Raw genomic sequence first — 19,088 nt, forward strand, 5'->3', positions numbered from 1 at the left:
CCTGGCAGGTTGGGCGATGGGTGACAGCCTTTTTTGCAAGTAGATGATTGTCTGAAAGGATCAACTGTGATACGATACGTTCAATATACCAAAAAGTTTCGGAGATCGGGAGTGTGGGAACCATGACAGATCCGATTTTAAAACATGTGCGTCCTTCTCTGCATGACATAAAGCCGTATATTCCCGGCAAACCGATTGCCGACGTCCAGCGGGAACTGGGGCTGCGGGACGTGATCAAGCTCGCGTCCAACGAAAATCCGGTCGGTCCGTCCAAGCGGGTGCAGGCGGCGATCCAAGCGGCGCTTAACGATCTCCACCGGTACCCGGACGGCGGACAAATCGAACTGAAAAGCGAACTCGCCGCCTACCACAACGTATCGGAGGATATGCTTTTGATCGGCAACGGTTCGGATGAGGTGATCTCCTTCTTTTGCGCGACGTTTCTTGAACCGGGTGACGAAATCGTTGTGCCAAGCCCGTCTTTTTCCGAATACAAATTCGCTTCGACGGTGATGGCGGGGAAGACCGTGGAAGTGCCGCTCGGCGAAGGGTTTGAATACGATTTGAACGGTTTTGCCGCCGCGATTACGGACCGGACGCGGATCGTGTTTTTGTGTTCGCCGAACAATCCGACCGGCACTTATATCCGGCAAGCCGATCTTGAGGCGTTTTTGCGGCAAATTCCATCCGACATCCTGGTCGTCATCGACGAGGCATACAATGAGTACGTGGAAGCTCCCGATTACGCGCAGGGGCTTGCGTTGCTGAAAAAAGGATACAATCTGGCGGTGATGCGCACATTTTCCAAATTGTTTGCGCTGGCGTCCCTGCGGGTCGGCTACGCGATCGCAAAACCCGAGATCATCGGTTACGTCAACCGCGTGCGGGAACCGTTCAATGTCAACCATTTGGCGCAGGTGGCCGCCATCGCCGCTTTGCACGACCGGGAGCATATCGAGCGAAGCCGCCGCGTCAACTCCGAGGGCAAACAAGCTTTGTACCGGGGATTCGACAAACTGGGGCTCAGTTATATTCCGACGGAAACCAATTTTATTCTCGTCGACACCGGCGTTGATTCGAAAACGCTGTTCCAGGCGTTGCTGAAAAAAGGGGTGATCGTCCGGGACGGCGCTTTCTTCGGACTCCCGACCTGGATCCGCGTCTCGATCGGATTGCCGGAAGAGAACGAGCGGTTTTTGCAGGCACTGGAATTGTCGTTGAGCGAAATGAAAGCTGCGGTGTAGCGGAGGAGGAGAGAACAATGGCAAAAGAACGGCTGGAAGAACTTCGCGCCCAATTGGACGAAATCAACATCGAGATTCTGGAGCTGTTGTCACGGCGGGCGGAACTGGTTCAGGAAATCGGCGATCTCAAAAAACGGAAAGGCACCGAACGGTTTGACCCGATTCGCGAAAAGGAGATGCTCGACAAGTTGGTGGCGGCCAACCCGGGGCCCTTTGACGACAACACGATCCGGCATTTGTTCAAACAGATTTTCCAGGCTTCGCTTGGCCTGATGGAAGAAGAAAAGAAGGTGCTGCTCGTATCCCGCAAAAAGCGTTCGGAAGATACGGTGGTCGAGGTCAAAGGGGTTCGCATCGGCGGCGGGGAGCCGGTCATTATCGCGGGACCCTGTGCGGTCGAAACTCCCGAGCAAATGGATACGGTGGCGGCGGGACTGCAGCGGCAGGGCATCTTGTTGCTCCGTGGCGGCGCTTACAAACCGCGCACTTCGCCCTATGACTTCCAGGGCCTCGGCAAAAAAGGGCTTGAACTGATCCGCCAGACGGCCGACAAATACGGGATGGCCGTCGTTTCGGAAATCGTCTCTCCGTCCGACATCGAGATGTCCCTCGATTATGTCGATATCATCCAGATCGGTGCGCGAAACATGCAGAACTTCGAGCTTCTGAAGGAAGCAGGCAACGTCCGCAAACCGGTTCTTTTGAAACGGGGGATGTCCGCGACGATCGAAGAGCTGTTGTTTGCGGCCGAATATATCGTGTCGCGCGGTAACGAACAGGTGATTCTGTGCGAACGGGGCATTCGTACCTATGAGAAAGCCACCCGCAATACCCTCGATATTTCGGCGGTTCCGATCCTGAAGCAGGAAAGCCACCTGCCTGTCGTCGTCGATATCACGCATTCCACCGGCCGTAAAGACATCATGTTCCCGATCGCGAAAGCGGCACTGGCTGTCGGTGCCGACGCGCTGATCGTGGAAGTGCATCCGGAACCGAGCGTGGCGTTGTCCGACGCGAAACAACAATTGAATCTCCCGCAGTTTGCCGAATTGATGGAAGGATTGCGGGCGAGCGGATACCTGAAGACGCAGCCGGTGCCGGTGAAATAAATTGCTCCAAGCCTGTCCGTCCACCCTTTGGAGGGGCGGGCTTTTTCTTGCCCTTTTGCGTTTGAAAGATTACTAGTATAATGGGGTTTATAGGGCAGATCCGGAAGGTCTTCCAAATGCGGCAACAATCGAAGCTAGCGTTAAAAAAAGATGTGCAGGGTTGAGGAGTGTTCGTAATGTTTCCCGCATTGATAGGTTCTCTTGAAACAGGAGTGATTTTCGCTTTCATGGCGTTGGGGGTTTACCTGACGTTTCGGATTTTGAATTTTCCGGATCTGACGGTCGACGGCAGTTTTACGACGGGCGGCGCCCTGGCGGCGACCATGATTGTCGCCGGATATCATCCGCTTTTGGCCACGGCGGCTGCCGTGATTCTCGGATGCGCAGCTGGAATCATGACGGGAATCCTCCACACAAAAGGCAAAATCAACGCCTTGCTGTCCGGAATTTTGGCGATGATAGCGCTTTACTCGATCAACTTGCGGATTATGGGAAGAGCCAATGTCCCGCTATTGAGCGAAGAAACGCTGTTCACGCAAATTGCTTCGTTTTTCGGCAAATATATCCCGTTTACAGGCGGTTTTGCAATTTTTGTCAGCATGGCCGTCCTCGCATTGCTTGTCAAGCGGTCGATCGACTGGTTCCTCGATACGGAAATCGGTCTGGCCATCCGCGCTACAGGCGATAACGAGAGGATGATCCGCAGTTTTTCCGCGAATACGGATACCACCAAGATCATCGGATTGAGCCTTTCAAACGGCCTGGTCGCTTTGTCGGGAGCACTTATGGCGCAGTATCAGGGATTTGCCGACGCCTCCATGGGAGTGGGCATGATCATCATCGGTCTTGCTTCCGTCATCATCGGCGAAGCGATTTTCGGCCATCCGACGATTCGTCGGACCACCATCGCCGTCATCGGCGGGGCGATCATTTATCGAATCATCGTTGCTCTCGCCCTGCGCATTGGCTTAAATCCGTCCGACATGAAGCTGATTACCGCTTTTATCGTGGTCGTGGCGCTGGTATCGCCCAAAATGATGGAATCTTTCAAGGCAAAACGCACGCGTTCAATCGGCAGATAGGAAGCAAACGCGGTAGACAAACCGGGGTGAAAGTCATGTTGAAACTGACGGGGATCAACAAGATTTTTAATAAAGGCACCAGCGACGAAAAGATTGCGCTGGCAGACATCAATCTGACGCTGAAGCCGGGCGATTTCGTGACGATCGTCGGCAGCAACGGGGCGGGAAAATCGACGTTGATGAACATCATTTCGGGCGTTCTCCGGCCGGATGCGGGAACGGTTGAAATCGACGGAGTTGTTGTCAACGATCTGTCTGAACATCAACGGGCGCCGATGATCGGCCGCGTGTTTCAGGACCCGATGGCCGGAACCGCGCCTTCGATGACGATCGAGGAAAATCTGGCAATGGCTTACGCGAGAGACAAGAAACGGACCTTACATAGAGGGGTGACCCGGCAAAGACGGGAGCTGTTCCGGGAACAGCTCGCTTCCCTCCATCTCGGCCTGGAAAATCGCTTGTCCGCGAAGGTCGGCCTTCTTTCCGGCGGGGAAAGGCAGGCGCTCAGCCTGTTGATGGCGACATTTACCCATCCAAAGGTGCTTTTGCTGGATGAACATACGGCGGCGCTTGATCCCGCACGCGCTCGGTTGGTTACCGACCTGACGAAAGAAGTGGTCGAACGCTCCAACTTGACGACGTTGATGGTCACCCACAACATGAAGCAGGCGCTGGATCTGGGAAACCGCTTGATCATGATGGATCAGGGAAGGATTATTCTCGACGTGTCGGAAGAGGAAAAGAAACATCTCACCATTGAACAGTTGCTGAAGAAATTTGAACAACTCAGAGGGGAAAAACTGGCAAGCGACCGCGTGATGCTGGCTTAAACGCTTTGCTGTTTGAACCATAGCGCTTCTTGTGGAGGCAGCAAGAACGCTATATCAAAAAATAAAAACATATGAAAAAAGGGGAATCAGAAGAATGAGATGGAACAAGCGTCTCTCCGGTTGGCTGATGCTGACGTCCTGCCTATTTCTGGCGGCATGTTCGCAACCGGCCGCGCAGGCTCCGAAGGGGAGCGAAGGCCAAAAGGCCAAACTGAAAATCGGAATCACACAGATCGTCGAACATCCATCGCTTGATGCAACGCGGGAAGGTTTCATCGCCGCGTTGAAAGACAACGGTTTCGAAAACGGCAAAAACATCGAAATCGACTATCAATCTGCACAAGGCGAACCGTCAAACACCTCCACCATCGCCCAGAAGTTTGTCGCCGACAAGAAAGACCTGATTCTGGCAATCGCAACGCCGAGCGCCCAAGCGGTCGTCAAAGCGACGCAGGGCACAAACATTCCGGTCCTGTTTTCCGCCATCACCGATCCGCTGGCCGCAAAGCTTGTCGATAATCTGGAAAAACCGGGGAAAAACGTGACGGGTTACTCCGATACCCACCCTGATAACATCAGGAAGACGATGGAAGCGATGAAGGAACTCTTCCCGGACGCCAAAAAAGTCGGGATCATCTATAATTCCGGGGAAGTCAATTCCGTGGTGAACGTGAAGGAAGCCAAGAAAGCCCTCGCCGGACTCGGCATGGAAGCTGTCGAGGCCAACGCGGCAAACGCGACGGAAGTGAAGCAGGCCGCCGAATCGCTGGTAGGGCGCGTGGACACGATTTACCTGCCCAAGGACAATACGGTCATCTCGGCGTTGAAAGCGGTTGTCAAAGTGGTATCCGACAACAAGATTCCGCTGTTTGTCGGCGAAACCGACTCTGTCCGCAACGGCGGCTTTGCCGGATACGGTATCGATTACAAGGACCACGGCTATCAAACGGGCCTGATGGCGGTGAAAATCCTGAAGGGAGAGGTGAAGCCCGGCGATATGCCCGTTCAATTCCCGAAAGACCTGCGGCTTGGCGTGAACAAGGAAGCCGCTGCCAAGCAGGGTATCGATCTTGAAAAGCTGAAGGGGAAAATCGAGAAATTTAACCCTGTCTATTTCGACAAGATCGAGAGCAAATAACGCATCGCCAATGGAAAAAGAGATTTTTAAATTTAAAAAGGGGTTTTGTCCGGCGGGAATTCGTCGCTCGCCGGACTCTTTTCTTTCATCGTTTGAATGGGGCTGTTTGAAAAGGGGCAGGCAATGAAAGTGGGGGATGGACAAATGAGCCGGCAGCCAACCGATTTTTTTGAACGCGTGAAGGACGCGCTGCAGAATTCACAGATGAGAAAAGCCGTGCCGCTCACCCAGGACCGGTTGCGCAAAGGCAGATCCCTTGCCGCCGGCGCTCTCGGCAACATCGAAGAGTGGCGGGATCTGGCCTCCGCCATCCGGACGCATACGATTGAAAATCTGGACAGTTATTTGGAGCAACTGGCGGCCAACATTCGCAAGAACGGCGGTCACGTCCATTTTGCGGAGACGGCGGAAGCGGCGTTAACTTACATTGCCGGCGTCGTACGGGAAAAAGGAGCCCGGACTGTCGTCAAGTCAAAGTCGATGGTATCGGAGGAGCTCCATCTTAATAAACATTTGGAAACGATCGGCGTGAAGGTGGTGGAATCCGACCTGGGAGAATACATCATTCAGCTTGCCGGAGAGACTCCTTCCCACCTGATCGCGCCGGCTATTCACAAAACGCGGGAAGATGTCGCCAGACTTTTCTCGGAAGTGGCCAACCGGCAGTTGTCCGGCGAAACGACGGAGTTATGCTCCTTTGCCCGGCAGCAGTTGCGGCAAGAGTTTCTTCAGGCGGATATCGGCATTTCGGGCTGCAACTTCGCGGTTGCGGAATCCGGTTCCGTTGTATTGATCAGCAATGAGGGCAACGCTCGTTTGACCACAACGTTGCCGAAGGTTCATATCGCGATTATGGGGATGGAACGAATTGTGCCGACATGGGAGGAACTGGACATTCTCGTGTCGATGTTGACCCGCAGCGCCACCGGCCAAAAAATCAGCGTCTACATGACAGCGATCAACAGCCCCCGGCAGCCGGAGGATCGCGACGGTCCCGCAGAGTTTCATTTGGTGATCCTCGACAACGGAAGATCCGGGATTTTGGGAACGGTCTACCAGGAAGTTCTCAAATGCATTCGTTGCGGGGCCTGCCTGAACGTGTGCCCCGTTTACAGGCACATTGGAGGGCACGCATACGGCGGCGTGTACAGCGGGCCGATCGGAGCCGTGCTAACGCCGCTTTTGGAAGGATACGAAGAATGGAAAGAACTTCCCTTTGCGTCCAGCTTGTGCGGGGCTTGCACGGAAGTCTGTCCGGTGAAGATCCCGCTGCACGATCTGCTGATCAGACACCGCAAGGATGAAGCGGAGCGGGGATTTGTCCCCTGGACGGAAAAATTGGCCTTCAAGGGATTCGGGTATCTGGCAAGCCACCCTGCCATATATGAAAAGGCGGTGAAAATGGCCCGTACCGGTTTGGGGGTTGTTGTCGGGAACGGCTTTCGGTCCGGTGGCCCGGAGCCGCTGGCGCGATGGACGGAGGGAAGGGAGTTGCCGCAGCAGGCCAAACAGTCCTTCCGGGAATGGTGGAAAAAAGAGTGGAAAAAAGAAAGGAAAGGAAGGGGAAGCCGCCATGAGTGATCAGGCGCGGCAAGCATCGTTTCTTGACAAGATCGCCGGCAAGCTCGGGCGTCCCCGCCGGTTCGGGGTCACGCCTCCCGACTGGATGCAAAAGCCGTACCGGCATCTTCATCAGGGGCTTGATCAGGAAGGTTTGATCCGGCAGTTTATCGAAAATTTGACCGCTCTCAATACGGAAGTGGACCGGGTCGCAGAGGCCGATTTCGGCAAAGCCCTTGCCGGGGTGATCGACAAATTTGCGGTGAAGTCGGTTCTGTACTGGGATGACCGGCGTCTGCGGGGTCTTCGACTGGAAGAATGGTTGACGGCAAAAAAAGTGGAACACCGAAAGTGGGATACATCTGAAGACGAACGGGTGCTGCGTTCTTACGCGGCCAATGTGGATATGGGAATCACGTTTGCGGAAATGGGGTTGTCGGAAACGGGGTCTGTCGTATTGTTCAACGGCGGCGGCCGGGGACGGTTGGTAAGCCTCCTTCCCCCCGTGTATGTGGCGGTTCTGCCCGAAAGCAAAATTGTCCCCCGGTTGACCGAGGCGGCTGCCTTCATTCGCCGCCATGCCGCAGCGGGACTGCCTGCCTGCATCAATTTTATAACGGGCCCCAGCCGAACCGGTGACATTGAAGGGGATTTGGCCTTCGGCGTGCATGGTCCCGGCAAGGTTCACGTGATCCTCTTAAAATGAATCGGAACGGCATTCCAAGGATTCTGTTGCAAGGGGGCGCGGAAAATGAAATGGTGGCACTGGCTGTTGGCGTTGACCGCGATTGCCATACTCATCGCCGAAACGGCGATCACGGGGCAACCGAATCAAGCGGGGCGCTACATCGTATACCGCTATGGTTTGGAAATCGCCTATTTCTTTGTACTGTTGGCGCTTGGGAGAGCAATCGGAGAGTTGATGCGGAAACGGTTGCTTGCGCGGCAGGATAAGGAAGAGTATGTAAAAAGTGTCGGGGTGTACCGCTTTTTGGCGTTTTTGTTCGTGGTCGCCGCCGGCATGTATCTGATCACCGCCTGGATTCCGGGGTGGATCGGCCGGCATGTGATTTTCTTCGGAGGGTATTATTACGGACTGGCAAAAGCACGCGATGGCAAATGCGACGAATCGTGAACGAAGGCGGACCCGCAGGCCCGCCTCTTGTTTTTATTTTGCCCAAAACTAAAGCAAAAACGGAGTTCCCAACAGCGCCCGCCGGATTGTGATGCGGTTTTTTTCTTCGATTTCCGCGCGGCGGGGAATCGGCGGAAACAGGCCGGGCGGATCGAGAAACGTTGTTGGCAGGGAGACGGGTGCCTGAGGCTGCCACCTGTCCAACCAGGCTTGCGGGATTTCGTCCGGCAGTTCCTGATCGGACAGTTCCGCCCACAGCATCGTCCAGGCCCGCGGGACGACCCGCCAAATGTCATATCCGCCGCCGCCGACCGCAACCCATCTGCCGTTGCAAACTTCATGCACGAGTTCGTGCACCATTTTCGGGATTTCCCGGTAGAGAAGCGTCGTTGCGGACAAATGGGTCAAAGGATCGTAATGGTGGGCGTCGCAGCCGTTTTGCGAAATCACCACATCGGGTTTAAATTTGTGAAACACATGCGGCAATACGGAACGGAGAGACGCGAGCCATGAATCGTCTTCCGTAAAAGGTTCCAGCGGAATGTTCAGCGAATATCCGTATCCTCGTCCGTCCCCGCGTTCTTCAATGTCCCCCGTACCCGGATACAAATATTTCCCCGTTTCGTGAAAAGAGATGGTCAGCACGTCCGGATCGTCGTAGAACATCCATTGCACGCCGTCGCCGTGGTGTGCGTCGGTGTCCAAGTACAGGACACGGGCGTTGTAACGGTCTTTTATGTAAGCGATTGCCGCGCCGATATCGTTATATACGCAAAAACCGGACGCTTCGTTGCGGCGGGAGTGATGCAGACCTCCCGCCAGGTTCAGCGCGTGATCGACCTGCCCCGACATGACGAGTTCGGCGGCGACAACGGTTCCGCCGACAATCAGGCTGGTCGCTTCGTGCATGTTGGGAAAAATTGGCGTATCTTCCGTGCCAAGCCCGAAACCGATCTCGGCAGGATCGGCTTCGGGCGGCAGTGTCGATGCTGTTTGGACGGCATGCACAAAGTCCGGATCGTGCACCCGGAACAATTCTTCCAGGGTTGCCGGCCGCGGCGCCACGAGATGGGATTCGTTTAGCAGGCCCAGTTCTTGCATCAAATCCCACGTCATTTGCAGACGTTTGGGATTGAACGGATGCTCTTCCCCGAATTTGTAATTCAGAAACGATTCGCTATGGATGAACGCCACTCGGTGATTCATACGTTACTCCCGGCTTAGAGCAGGCGGTTGTACGACTTTGTAGCCTGCGTTTTCCACATCGCAAATAAAACGGCGAGGATCCATTGTCTTTAGCCGGAAGACAATGGTTTTTTGGCCATGCTCGGTACCGGGGAATACCATCACGCTTGACACGTTGATTTTTCTGGCGCGAAGCAAGTCCGCTATCTCGGCAAGCATCCCGGGACGGTCGGGAACCTGGATTTCGACTCTGGAAGTCGGCGAGGATACCCCCATCATTTCAACCAGTGTGTGGAGGATATCTCGCTCGGTGATAATGCCGACCAATTTACCGCAGGAAACTACTGGCAGGCAACCGATCCGTTTTTGATAAAGGATGTGCGCTGCATCTTCCACGAAATCCAGCGGATGCGCGGTGATGACGTTTGTTTTCATGACCGATTTGACGGGAGTGTCTTTTAAAACCTCGCTTTTGTCTTTAATTAAACAGGAAGGCATGGCGTTTCGCAAATCCCTGTCGGAGATGATTCCCACCAGCCGTCCGTCCTCGACGACCGGCAGATGGCGAATCCGGTTGACAGTGGTGAGAGCCAGCGCTTCTTCGATTGGAGTGTCCGGCGAAACGCAGATCACGTTGGGGGTCATTGCCTGTTCGACGAGCATGTTGTTCCTCCCTAAAACATATATCTATTTTTGAAACGAATGTTATGGAAACATTCGACAGACTCCTCCGGAACCCGGCTGCCGATACGAGCCATCAGCATATTGGCCGGATGGCAAGTGATTTCCGGATCGTCTGTTGCGTACACTTCCATCCCCACTGAACCCATGACTTTTTTCATCACTTCTTTGTACTCCCACACGGACAGGCCGGTTCCTTGCAGATCCCAATGCCAATAATACTCGGTGGAGATCACGATATAATCGTTCATCGCATCGTCCATAAACGAGACTTCAAGCAGCGCTTTGGCGACTCCCCCGTGGCGGAATTCGGCAATCACTTCCACTGCCCCGAGTTCCAGCAGATTGTCGAGATGTGCCTCCGACCAGCGTTCCAGAGGATCCGGATAGAGATATGTAACGTATCCGACGACAGTCTGGCCATGACGGGCTATGATGATGCGTCCTTCCGGCAGTCCTGCGATTTCGATCAGGGCTCTATGCTGTTGCGGCGCGGGGCGAAACGCTTTCAGTCCTTCGTGAAATTCAAGCGAAGCGAGCGTTTCCGGCGCAACTGGACCTTCTATGTGAAGGACTCCCTTTGGAGTGGATAGAGCTTTCGAGTAAAAAGTCTTTTTATGTTCAAGAGCCGGCATGCTTTCTGACCACCTCCACTTGTTAGTGTTATTATAGCGCAGCGGCTGCAAACATGACGCAACAATTTTCAATACAATATGTGAAATTATGATGAAAAATATCATTGATTTGTTTTGCACAAGTCGATTGTAGTCTGAATTTGGCTGTGCTAAAATAGACACAGTAATTTCAATAATCTAAAAAAATAGAATCCGTATAGGAGGCGGGGGTTAATGGCGGAACAGATGAAGGAACAAGAACTCGTTCCGGTAATGACTTCAGACAACAACCTGAAAAGCTACGAAGAAGCGTACGCGAATTTCAAATGGGAAGACGTGGAAAAGGAATTCACCTGGTCGCAGACCGGAAAGGTGAATATCGCGTATGAAGCGGTCGACCGCCATGTGGACGAAGGCCGCGGAGACAAACTCGCGCTTTTGTTCAGCGACGCGACGCGCGACGAATCTTACACATTCGCTCAAATGAAAGCACTTTCAAATAAGTTTGGCAATGTTTTGCGTTCGCTGGGCATCAAAAAAGGGGACCGCGTGTTCGTGTTCATGCCGCGTTCTCCCGAATTGTACGCCGTTTACGTCGGTGCGGTGAAGATCGGCGCGATCGTCGGACCGCTTTTTGAAGCGTTTATGGAAGCGGCTGTCAAAGACCGTCTGCAGGATTCGGAAGCGGTTGCGATCGTCACCACTCCGCAATTGAAAGGCCGGGTTCCGGTGGCGGAACTTCCCGCCCTGAAGCACGTGATTCTGGTGGGAGCGGAAGGAGAACTTGGCGAGCGCGAGCTGAGCTACGAAAAACTGATGGCCGAGGCTTCCGACCAGTTGGACATCGAATGGGTTGACCGTGAAGACGGCCTGCAGCTTCACTACACATCCGGCTCCACCGGCAAACCGAAAGGCGTTTTGCACGTTCACAACGCCATGATTCAGCATCTCCAAACCGGCAAATGGGTGCTTGACCTTAAACAGGATGACATTTATTGGTGTACGGCTGACCCGGGTTGGGTTACCGGCACCGTTTACGGTATGTGGTCGCCGTGGTTGAACGGTGTGACAACCGTGATCCGGGGCGGTCGTTTCTCTCCTGACGATTGGTATCAAACGATTGAGAAGTATAAAGTTACCGTCTGGTATTCCGCACCGACCGCCTTCCGCATGCTGATGGGCGCTGGCGACGAATTGGTCAAGAAGTACGATCTGTCCTCGCTCCGTCACGTTCTGTCCGTCGGCGAACCTCTCAACGCGGAAGTGGTCCGTTGGGGGCTGAAGGTTTACGGCAAGCGGATCCACGATACCTGGTGGATGACGGAGACAGGCGGTCAGCTGATTTGCAACTATCCGTCGATGCCGATCAAGCCGGGTTCGATGGGCAAACCGATTCCCGGCGTTTATGCGGCGATCGTTGACGATGAAGGTAACGAACTGCCGCCGTACAGGATGGGGAACCTTGCAATCCGCGCTCCCTGGCCGTCGATGATGCGTGCAATCTGGAACAACCCGGCGAAATATGAAGAGTACTTCCGCCTGAAACCTTGGTATATTTCCGGCGATTCCGCTTACAGGGACGAAGACGGTTACTTCTGGTTCCAAGGCCGTGTCGACGACGTGATCAATACCTCCGGCGAGCGTGTGGGGCCGTTTGAAGTGGAAAGCAAGCTCGTTGAACATCCGGCTGTTGCGGAAGCGGGCGTTATCGGGAAGCCGGATCCGCTCCGCGGGGAGATTATCAAAGCCTTCATCTCCTTGCGCGACGGCTATCAACCGTCTGAGGAACTGATCAAAGAGATTCAGGAATTCGTGAAAAAGGGACTGGCTGCCCATGCGGCTCCGCGGGAAATCGAGTTCCGCGACAAGCTGCCGAAAACCCGTTCCGGAAAGATCATGCGCCGCGTTCTGAAGGCATGGGAACTGGGGCTGCCGACCGGCGACCTGTCCACCATGGAAGATTGATACGGAAGGCCTGCAAGCGGCAGGGAAGGCCACGTTGCATACGGGGCCTTCCCTTTTTGTGTGCGCCCGGCATGGGCGTTGTCTATAGGGTGAGAGTCCCGAATGGCGAAGGTAGCAGTAGCCATAGCTTAAAGCAAGGGTGTCCGTTGCGAGGCGGAAGCTGATGTTGCCGGAGGTGTCAACATCGGATGTAAAATCCCCAATAGCAGCGGATAGCGATTCCGCATAACTTTCCTCATAGCAAAATGGAGGGAAATTTGTCTCAATATCGAAGATAGTGCTTGATTCTGTTGGTGCCGCTGAAGCGGCAAGGGAGTCTAAGTGAACGATTCCAAGTGCATGTTATTTGAACCATCCTTTTTCCTTGAACCGTTTGATCGCTTCGATGCGGTTGCCGACATTCAGCTTGCTGAGAATAACGGAAATGTAGTTGCGCACCGTCCCTGTGGTAAGATAAAGCTCGCTGGCGATTTGATTTGTGCTTTTTCCCTCGGCCATCAGCATCAGCACTTCATGTTCCCGTTCGGTCAGGGGATTCTCGTCGTTATAGGCAACTTCCACCAATTCGGACGCAAAAATCCGCTTGCCAACCGTCACGCCGCGGATCGCTTCGGCCAGTTCTTCGCTCGGGCTGTCCTTCAGCAAATATGCGTGTACGCCCGCTTTCACCGCACGTTCAAAATACCCCGGACGCGCAAAGGTGGTGAGAATAATCACCTTGCATCCGGTTCCCTTCAGCTGCTCCGCGGCGTCCAGCCCGCTCATGCCAGGCATTTCAATATCCATGATGCAAACGTCGGGCTGAAGCAGACCGGCGAGACGTACCGCTTCCTCTCCGTTAGCCGCCTTGCCGACAACCTCGATGTCTTCTTCCAATTCAAGCAGTGCGGCCAGCGCGCCAAGCAGCATTTTCTGGTCTTCAGCAATAAGAACCCGGATCATACGCCCGCCCCCTGTTCCGCAGGTCGTTTCGGCATGTTCGGCACTGTGATGATGACCGTCGTTCCTTCCCCGTTTTCCTCCGAACGTATATCGAGGTTGCCGTTGACAAACTCCAATCTTTCTTTCATTCCTCTCAGTCCGCTCCCCCGGAGGTTTGCTGTCCAAGGGACAAAGCCCAAACCGTTGTCCCAGACGCGAACGACCAGTTCGATCGGAGTAGAGTCGATGGAAACGGTACACCGGGTCGCACCGCTGTGCTTTGCGATATTGGTGACCGCTTCCTTCAGACACATACACGCAACATTTTCATGAATCAAAGACGTGTTCGTGCGACTGGGGTCGCCTTCCACTTCAAATTCGATCTGCGCTGCCGTCAGCAGTTGGCGGGCGCGCTCAATTTCGTCCTCCAGCTTGGCCCCCCGCATTCGGGTCACCAATTGCCGGGTTTCCTTCAATGCGGCACGGGCCGTTTCCAACACATTGCGCATTTCTGCTTCCGCCTGTTTCGGATTCTTCTTGATCAATTTCAGGGCCAAATCGCTTTTCAATCCGATGAGAGACAGCTTTTGACCAAGTGTGTCATGCAAATCGCGGGCGATCCGCTGTCTTTCCTCCAGTTTGACAAGTTCAGCGATGCGTTTGTTGGCGTTTTCCAACTGCCCGATTAAGCTGTCCTCCCTGTTTTTGTTGTAGGAACTGACTGGAAGCAAAATGACTGCGATGAGGCTCAGCAGTACAAACGGAAGCTGCTTGATGAACTCGGGATCTTGCTTGGCAAACCCATAGTTGACGGCGGCCAGCGTGCTGATCAGATGCACTGCATACAATGTGAAAAACGCTGCCCGGTTGCGCAAATTTCCGATGAAAAACGCCAGAAACAGCGAAAAATAAACGTAACCGTACAGAAAACCCATCGCTGTGGAAATGATGATTTGCACACCCGTCCAGAAATACACGAGCCAACCTTTAGAAAAAAAGGACAACAGGTAGCAAACGGAAAACAGGATGACCATCGCGATGCCGATCGCCACCTGATAAAGAGAAGAAGTCCGGAAAATGAAGTAAAACGGAAGAATGTAGAAAACGATCCACACGTAGGGGCTGAGCCCTGTATTTTTTCGAAACATGGTATTTAGTTTTTGCAGCACTGTACGCATGGTGTTTTCCTCCGATTTCTTTCGCTGAAACAGCATGTGTGTATATCATACTACACCGGCTCTACAGCGGTTTCCCTCTCAGTCTGTCCGGGCTCCTGCTCAATTTTTGCCGCGACCGCCGCTATCCCCCTGCGTTTGGAGCGTTTCGAAGCGGCATTGTGCAAACTGCGGATTATGGTTCGGGCCTCTTTGAAACTGACAAACGTTTTCTCGGCTTCATGCCACAGCCGGTACCGCAACGATTTCAGGCTGGTGGCGAGCGTAATCGTGGTCGCCTTTTGCAGGAATGGAACAGCGAGATGAGCTTCTTCCAGATGGTAGTTCGGCACTCTCGGATTCAAATGATGCACGTGATGAAAGCCGATATTGCCGGTGATCCACTGCAAAGGCCGGGGCAGCTTGTAAAAGGAACTGCCTTCCAAGGCAGCCTGCACATAATTCCATTCTTCTTCCCTTTCAAAATAGGAGCGTTCGAACTGGTGCTGCACGTAAAACAGCCAGATACCGAACATGCCGGAAAGGAAAAAGATCGGTCCCTGCACGGCCAGCAATGCCTGCCAACCGACAGCTTGGTAGAGCAGCGCGTACATGACGGCAATCAGCAGATTGGTCAAGTAGGTGTTGATCCGTTCCTTGCGAGGTGCTCCCCTGCGGTTGAACCTGTATTGAACCAGAAACACCGCAATCGGGCCGAAGCCGAACATGACGAGCGGGTTTCGGTAACAACGGTAGAAGATGCGCCGCCACAGGGGGGAAGCTGCATACTCTTCCACCGTGAGCAGCCAAACATCCCCGATGCCTCTTTTGGCAAGATTGCCGCTCGTCGCGTGGTGCACGGAATGGTCGTGCTTCCATTGGCAGTAGGGCACGTGTGTCAATACTCCGGTAATGGTGCCGAGTATATCGTTGGCTTTGCGGCTTTTGAAAAACGATTGATGGCAGCAGTCGTGAAATAGAATGAATGTCCGAATCAAAAAGCCGGAAGCGACGGCCGCGATCAGCAACGTAAGCCCGTACGAAAAGGACAGGCTGGCGTACGCGGCACACCAGAGCAAGACCAGTGGCACGAGGGTATTGATGACTTGCAGCAGGCTCGATTTCGTATCGGTTCTCTGAAAAGCGCTCACTTCTTTTTTCAGGTTGGCAAGATGGGATGCCGACATGATGTAATCCTCCCCATTGAATCCGTTGCGCGAATTCGTGCATTGATGTCTTTCTTTGTTTTCCTTATATTATAGGGGAATACGTGCGCTCTCCTGAATTCATAAACGTCAAGAGGAGCGTATGACAAATGTCATACGGGTCATCGGGGTGTTTCTTACCTGAATCTTTGAAATCCTAGCATGTTCTTGATTATAATCAAGGTTAAACCACCACAGAATAACCAACGAGAGGAAATGTCCCTAGCAACATGGTACCACAAACAACGAACCATGCGTCAGAACTAAAAACACGCCCGAACGCCGAATTGAAATTCTTGCGGAGCGTCGCTGAATCAAGAGAATCCTGAAAAAGTTGCGATATGAACAAAGCGGTATACCTTCGGGGTCAAGGTATACCGCTTTGTAGTAGTACACCCAGCAAGGGCGTCAGCTTTGCGGATTTGGTTGCATTACGGATCGGGCAATTGTGCGTCGGAAGGCACTTTGAAATCGTTGGTCGTCGGGTTTTCGTCCTGGAAGCGGTTTACCACGTGCTGTCCGTGCCTCCATTCGGAGGATTTGCCGATTTTTTGATCCAGGTACACTTGGGCTCCATACGGACCTTCCGGGAATTCCTCGATCAGCACATCCTTCTGCCAGGCTTGCACAATCTCAAGCTCCTGGTTCCCCTGCATTCGCTTGTTGTAATCTTCGCGCTCCCTGCTCAGTTTGTAGTACCCCAGACCCGTACACCCCCTTTTGTCCGATTTTTTTGTTGACGTTAGATTTTTCCCCGTTTTTCCGGGAAGCATTCCGATTCGGCAGTGTTTGATGCTCCCCTTTTTTTGCCATACTGATTGGCAAAGGGGATAGCCGCATGCCGACAGGGACTGCAGAGGCCGATCCGCGACGCAGGGTTCTCGATTCCGATTTGGCGGTCAATGTCAAGTATTTGAACGAGCTTTTGGGCGTCAACGAAAGTTTTGACATGATCTGCCGCCGCTTGCTGCAAGCCCATGTCGCGTATTTGGAAGTGGAGGCGACAGCCGATATCGGCAAAATTGCCGATGCGGTCCTATCCGGTTCACTGGTGTTGCTGGTTGACGGGGAAACCGAAGCGATCGTCATTGACGCCCGCACCTACCCGGCCAGAGGACCGGAGGAACCCGATACGGAACGGGTCGTTCGCGGAGCGCGGGACGGTTTTACGGAAACGATTGTCTTTAACACCGCGCTGACCCGCAGGCGAATCCGGGACCCGCGGCTGCGGTTTGAATATCTGCGGGTCGGAGCCAGATCGAAAACCGACGTTTGCCTGGCTTACGTGAAAGACATTGCCAATCCCGAACTCGTCGATTTGCTGCGCGGCGAACTGCGGAAAGTCGAAATCGACGGACTGCCGATGGCGGAGAAAACGATTGAAGAACTGGTGTTTCGGCAAAACTGGAATCCTTATCCGATGATTACGCCAACCACTTTTTTCACCATATGCAGCACGCCGAGGAATACCGTCAAAAACCGGTTGTAGGCGCTTATTTGCGCTGGATTCGGTTGCTTGCCATCCTCGGGTCCGTGCTGGTTCCGCCGCTCTGGCTGGCGTTTGCGCTGAGTCCGTCTGTGGTGCCGGAAACGCTCCGGTTCGTCATCCCGGGAAATACGGGGAAGCTCCATCTGTTTTGGCAACTGCTGATTGCGGAACTGGGAATCGATGTGCTGAGAATGGCCGCGATTCATACGCCCTCTTCTCTGGCGACCGCGATGGGATTGGTGGCGGCGGTTATTTTGGGCGAAATCGCGGTGGATGACCCCCTTATTTGTGGCCGTTGTTGCCTTTCAACGGCAGATCATTTTTGCATGTGATGATGCGGACGCCCATCCTCTGGAACCAAAAGCGTCCGCCCATCCTGCATCCGATGGACAAGCGGCGTAAGTAGACGCCCGCAAGCGCGGCCGTGCTGCGCGAAAACAGATCCCGCATGCATAACTTTGCCTGAATTTCCACATAATGCAGTTACATTTGGAGGTGCCTCATGACAAAAAGCGAGCAGGTCTTGGCGAAATACGAAGCTTATCTCAACCCGGGGCTGGCAAGGCTTTTGCGGTTTATGGGATTGTCCGCCGTCGAGCGGGAAGCGAAGGGCGCAGTGGTCACCGACTGGGACGGCAGACGGATGATCGATTGCGTCGGCGGCTACGGGACGTTTGCTTTCGGACACAGGCATCCGCGGATTGTCCGGGCGGTGGAAGACCAATTGCGGAAGATGCCGCTGTCAAGCAAAGTCATGCTTTGCGAGCCGATGGCCGATTTGGCGGAAAAATTGGCCCGCATCACACCTGGCGACCTCACTTACGCGTTTGTCTGCAATTCAGGCGCGGAAGCGGTGGAGGGCGCGATCAAGCTGGCGAGGATCGCCACCGGCAAACCGAAAATCGTGTCGATGCTGAATTCGTTTCACGGCAAGACGATGGGGGCGTTGTCCGCATCCGGCAAAGACTTGTATCGCGCTCCTTTTCAGCCGCTGCTCGCCGGATTCGTCCATGTTCCGTTTGGCGATCCGGATCGCCTGGAAGCGGCCATCGACGGGCAAACGGCGGCCGTGATTCTCGAACCGGTCCAGGGGGAAGCGGGGATCATTGTACCGCCGTCCGGTTACTTGCGCGCCGTACGGGAGCTTTGCGACCGCAAAGGCGTGTTGTTGATCGCGGATGAAGTGCAGACGGGCATGGGGCGCACGGGCCGGATTTTCGCCTGTGAAAAAGAAGAAGTGGTGCCTGACATCATGTGTCTGGCCAAGGCGCTTGGCGGCGGAGTGATGCCGGTGGGTGCGTTTGTCGCGAGACCGCACCTTTATGACGCTTATATGGATGCTCCGTTGCTGCATACGTCGACATTTGGCGGAAACCCGCTGGCTTGTGCGGCGGCGAACGCGGCGATCGACGTGCTGCTGGAAGAGAAACTGCATGAGCAAGCGGAAAGCAAGGGCGCCTATTTGACAGCCCGGCTGCAAATGTCAGCCCGGCGGTATCCGGGAACGGTCGCGGAAATTCGCGGGCCCGGCCTGATGATCGGAATCGAGTTTGCCAGTGAGGAGATCGGCGGTCTGGTGATGGCCGGATTGATCGAACACGGTGTACTGGCCGCATTTGCTTTGAACAATCTCCGCGTCACCCGGATGGAACCGCCGCTCAACATCGCCAAACAGGAACTCGATCTGGTGGCGGAAGCTTTTGACAGGGCATTGGCGCAAAGTTACCCGCTGGTGCAGATTTCCTGAGAATTGCGAAGAAAAGAGGGGGATGACGG

17 protein-coding genes and 1 pseudogene are annotated in these 19,088 nt (G+C 54.2%); 11 read left to right on the forward strand and 7 right to left on the reverse strand.

What is annotated here, in order from left to right; translation table 11 throughout:
* Positions 1-122: 122 nt before the first annotated feature.
* The 8 genes from hisC to AC4ED1_RS05320 all read left to right on the forward strand — a co-directional run bounded on the left by hisC (position 123) and on the right by AC4ED1_RS05320 (position 8,098).
* Positions 123-1,244, forward strand: a complete 1,122-nt coding sequence (hisC, locus tag AC4ED1_RS05285; protein WP_490936409.1) for a histidinol-phosphate transaminase — start codon at positions 123-125, stop codon at positions 1,242-1,244.
* 17 nt (positions 1,245-1,261) lie between these two features.
* On the forward strand, positions 1,262-2,353 hold the full coding sequence (locus tag AC4ED1_RS05290; RefSeq protein ID WP_490936411.1) for a bifunctional 3-deoxy-7-phosphoheptulonate synthase/chorismate mutase: 1,092 nt from the start codon (positions 1,262-1,264) through the stop codon (positions 2,351-2,353).
* A 176-nt stretch (positions 2,354-2,529) separates the two neighbouring features.
* The gene (locus AC4ED1_RS05295; protein ID WP_490936413.1) at positions 2,530-3,435 is read left to right on the forward strand and encodes an ABC transporter permease; all 906 of its coding nucleotides are present in this window, start codon (positions 2,530-2,532) and stop codon (positions 3,433-3,435) included.
* A gap of 35 nt (positions 3,436-3,470) precedes the next feature.
* Positions 3,471-4,265 carry an ABC transporter ATP-binding protein gene (locus AC4ED1_RS05300; protein WP_490936415.1) on the forward strand — a complete coding sequence of 265 codons (795 nt, stop codon included), beginning with the start codon at positions 3,471-3,473 and terminating at the stop codon, positions 4,263-4,265.
* Between the two features lie 94 nt (positions 4,266-4,359).
* Positions 4,360-5,403: an ABC transporter substrate-binding protein gene (locus tag AC4ED1_RS05305; RefSeq protein ID WP_490936417.1), complete on the forward strand. Its 1,044-nt coding sequence runs from the start codon at positions 4,360-4,362 to the stop codon at positions 5,401-5,403.
* Between the two features lie 144 nt (positions 5,404-5,547).
* A complete protein-coding gene (locus tag AC4ED1_RS05310) occupies positions 5,548-6,984 on the forward strand; it encodes a LutB/LldF family L-lactate oxidation iron-sulfur protein (RefSeq protein WP_490936419.1) in 1,437 nt (478 codons plus the stop codon).
* A complete protein-coding gene (locus AC4ED1_RS05315) occupies positions 6,977-7,669 on the forward strand; it encodes a LutC/YkgG family protein (RefSeq protein ID WP_490936421.1) in 693 nt (230 codons plus the stop codon). The genes AC4ED1_RS05310 and AC4ED1_RS05315 overlap by 8 nt, the downstream gene beginning before the upstream one ends.
* A 45-nt stretch (positions 7,670-7,714) precedes the next feature.
* Positions 7,715-8,098: a hypothetical protein gene (locus AC4ED1_RS05320; RefSeq protein ID WP_490936423.1), complete on the forward strand. Its 384-nt coding sequence runs from the start codon at positions 7,715-7,717 to the stop codon at positions 8,096-8,098.
* A 48-nt stretch (positions 8,099-8,146) separates the two neighbouring features.
* On the opposite strand, the gene AC4ED1_RS05325 is transcribed toward AC4ED1_RS05320, so the two are convergent.
* From AC4ED1_RS05325 to AC4ED1_RS05335, 3 genes are read right to left on the reverse strand one after another with little or no spacing between them, the layout of a single operon-like run.
* A complete protein-coding gene (locus AC4ED1_RS05325) occupies positions 8,147-9,304 on the reverse strand; it encodes an acetoin utilization protein AcuC (RefSeq protein ID WP_490936425.1) in 1,158 nt (385 codons plus the stop codon).
* Between the two features lie 3 nt (positions 9,305-9,307).
* Entirely contained in the window at positions 9,308-9,946 is a 639-nt protein-coding gene (locus AC4ED1_RS05330) for an acetoin utilization AcuB family protein (RefSeq protein ID WP_490936427.1), read from the reverse strand.
* 11 nt (positions 9,947-9,957) lie between these two features.
* Positions 9,958-10,599 carry a GNAT family N-acetyltransferase gene (locus tag AC4ED1_RS05335; protein ID WP_490936428.1) on the reverse strand — a complete coding sequence of 214 codons (642 nt, stop codon included), beginning with the start codon at positions 10,597-10,599 and terminating at the stop codon, positions 9,958-9,960.
* A gap of 213 nt (positions 10,600-10,812) precedes the next feature.
* Between AC4ED1_RS05335 and acsA the strand changes: the two genes are divergently transcribed.
* On the forward strand, positions 10,813-12,543 hold the full coding sequence (gene acsA / locus AC4ED1_RS05340) for an acetate--CoA ligase (protein ID WP_490936430.1): 1,731 nt from the start codon (positions 10,813-10,815) through the stop codon (positions 12,541-12,543).
* Between the two features lie 342 nt (positions 12,544-12,885).
* Here the strand turns inward: acsA and AC4ED1_RS05345 are convergent, their stop codons facing one another.
* From AC4ED1_RS05345 to AC4ED1_RS05360, 4 genes are all read right to left on the reverse strand, one after another.
* Positions 12,886-13,485 carry a response regulator gene (locus AC4ED1_RS05345; protein ID WP_490936432.1) on the reverse strand — a complete coding sequence of 200 codons (600 nt, stop codon included), beginning with the start codon at positions 13,483-13,485 and terminating at the stop codon, positions 12,886-12,888.
* Entirely contained in the window at positions 13,482-14,642 is a 1,161-nt protein-coding gene (locus tag AC4ED1_RS05350; protein ID WP_490936434.1) for a sensor histidine kinase, read from the reverse strand. Before AC4ED1_RS05350 ends, AC4ED1_RS05345 begins: the two co-directional genes overlap by 4 nt.
* Positions 14,643-14,692: 50 nt before the next feature.
* Positions 14,693-15,805, reverse strand: coding sequence for a Delta(5) desaturase DesA (gene desA, locus AC4ED1_RS05355; protein ID WP_490936436.1), 1,113 nt, complete (start codon positions 15,803-15,805; stop codon positions 14,693-14,695).
* A 449-nt stretch (positions 15,806-16,254) separates the two neighbouring features.
* Positions 16,255-16,452, reverse strand: a complete 198-nt coding sequence (locus AC4ED1_RS05360; protein ID WP_490936437.1) for a hypothetical protein — start codon at positions 16,450-16,452, stop codon at positions 16,255-16,257.
* 209 nt (positions 16,453-16,661) lie between these two features.
* On the opposite strand from AC4ED1_RS05360, the pseudogene AC4ED1_RS05365 reads away from it, so the two are divergent.
* Positions 16,662-17,718 (forward strand): annotated as a pseudogene (locus tag AC4ED1_RS05365) (spore germination protein).
* 96 nt (positions 17,719-17,814) lie between these two features.
* A complete protein-coding gene (locus AC4ED1_RS05370; protein WP_490936439.1) occupies positions 17,815-19,059 on the forward strand; it encodes an aspartate aminotransferase family protein in 1,245 nt (414 codons plus the stop codon).
* Positions 19,060-19,088 lie beyond the last annotated feature (29 nt).

The sequence above is a fragment of the Effusibacillus sp. SKA8 genome (assembly GCF_058273125.1).

Excerpts from the sequence above, each read along its gene's own strand:
- AC4ED1_RS05350 (WP_490936434.1), bottom strand. The coding sequence starts at position 14,642 with ATGCGTACAGTGCTGCAAAAACTAAATACCATGTTTCGAAAAAATACA.
- AC4ED1_RS05335 (WP_490936428.1), bottom strand. The coding sequence starts at position 10,599 with ATGCCGGCTCTTGAACATAAAAAGACTTTTTACTCGAAAGCTCTATCC.
- AC4ED1_RS05290 (WP_490936411.1), top strand. The coding sequence starts at position 1,262 with ATGGCAAAAGAACGGCTGGAAGAACTTCGCGCCCAATTGGACGAAATC.
- AC4ED1_RS05295 (WP_490936413.1), top strand. The coding sequence starts at position 2,530 with ATGTTTCCCGCATTGATAGGTTCTCTTGAAACAGGAGTGATTTTCGCT.
- AC4ED1_RS05320 (WP_490936423.1), top strand. The coding sequence starts at position 7,715 with ATGAAATGGTGGCACTGGCTGTTGGCGTTGACCGCGATTGCCATACTC.
- AC4ED1_RS05300 (WP_490936415.1), top strand. The coding sequence starts at position 3,471 with ATGTTGAAACTGACGGGGATCAACAAGATTTTTAATAAAGGCACCAGC.
- AC4ED1_RS05330 (WP_490936427.1), bottom strand. The coding sequence starts at position 9,946 with ATGCTCGTCGAACAGGCAATGACCCCCAACGTGATCTGCGTTTCGCCG.
- AC4ED1_RS05345 (WP_490936432.1), bottom strand. The coding sequence starts at position 13,485 with ATGATCCGGGTTCTTATTGCTGAAGACCAGAAAATGCTGCTTGGCGCG.
- AC4ED1_RS05325 (WP_490936425.1), bottom strand. The coding sequence starts at position 9,304 with ATGAATCACCGAGTGGCGTTCATCCATAGCGAATCGTTTCTGAATTAC.
- AC4ED1_RS05315 (WP_490936421.1), top strand. The coding sequence starts at position 6,977 with ATGAGTGATCAGGCGCGGCAAGCATCGTTTCTTGACAAGATCGCCGGC.
- AC4ED1_RS05305 (WP_490936417.1), top strand. The coding sequence starts at position 4,360 with ATGAGATGGAACAAGCGTCTCTCCGGTTGGCTGATGCTGACGTCCTGC.
- AC4ED1_RS05310 (WP_490936419.1), top strand. The coding sequence starts at position 5,548 with ATGAGCCGGCAGCCAACCGATTTTTTTGAACGCGTGAAGGACGCGCTG.
- desA (WP_490936436.1), bottom strand. The coding sequence starts at position 15,805 with ATGTCGGCATCCCATCTTGCCAACCTGAAAAAAGAAGTGAGCGCTTTT.
- acsA (WP_490936430.1), top strand. The coding sequence starts at position 10,813 with ATGGCGGAACAGATGAAGGAACAAGAACTCGTTCCGGTAATGACTTCA.
- AC4ED1_RS05370 (WP_490936439.1), top strand. The coding sequence starts at position 17,815 with ATGACAAAAAGCGAGCAGGTCTTGGCGAAATACGAAGCTTATCTCAAC.
- hisC (WP_490936409.1), top strand. The coding sequence starts at position 123 with ATGACAGATCCGATTTTAAAACATGTGCGTCCTTCTCTGCATGACATA.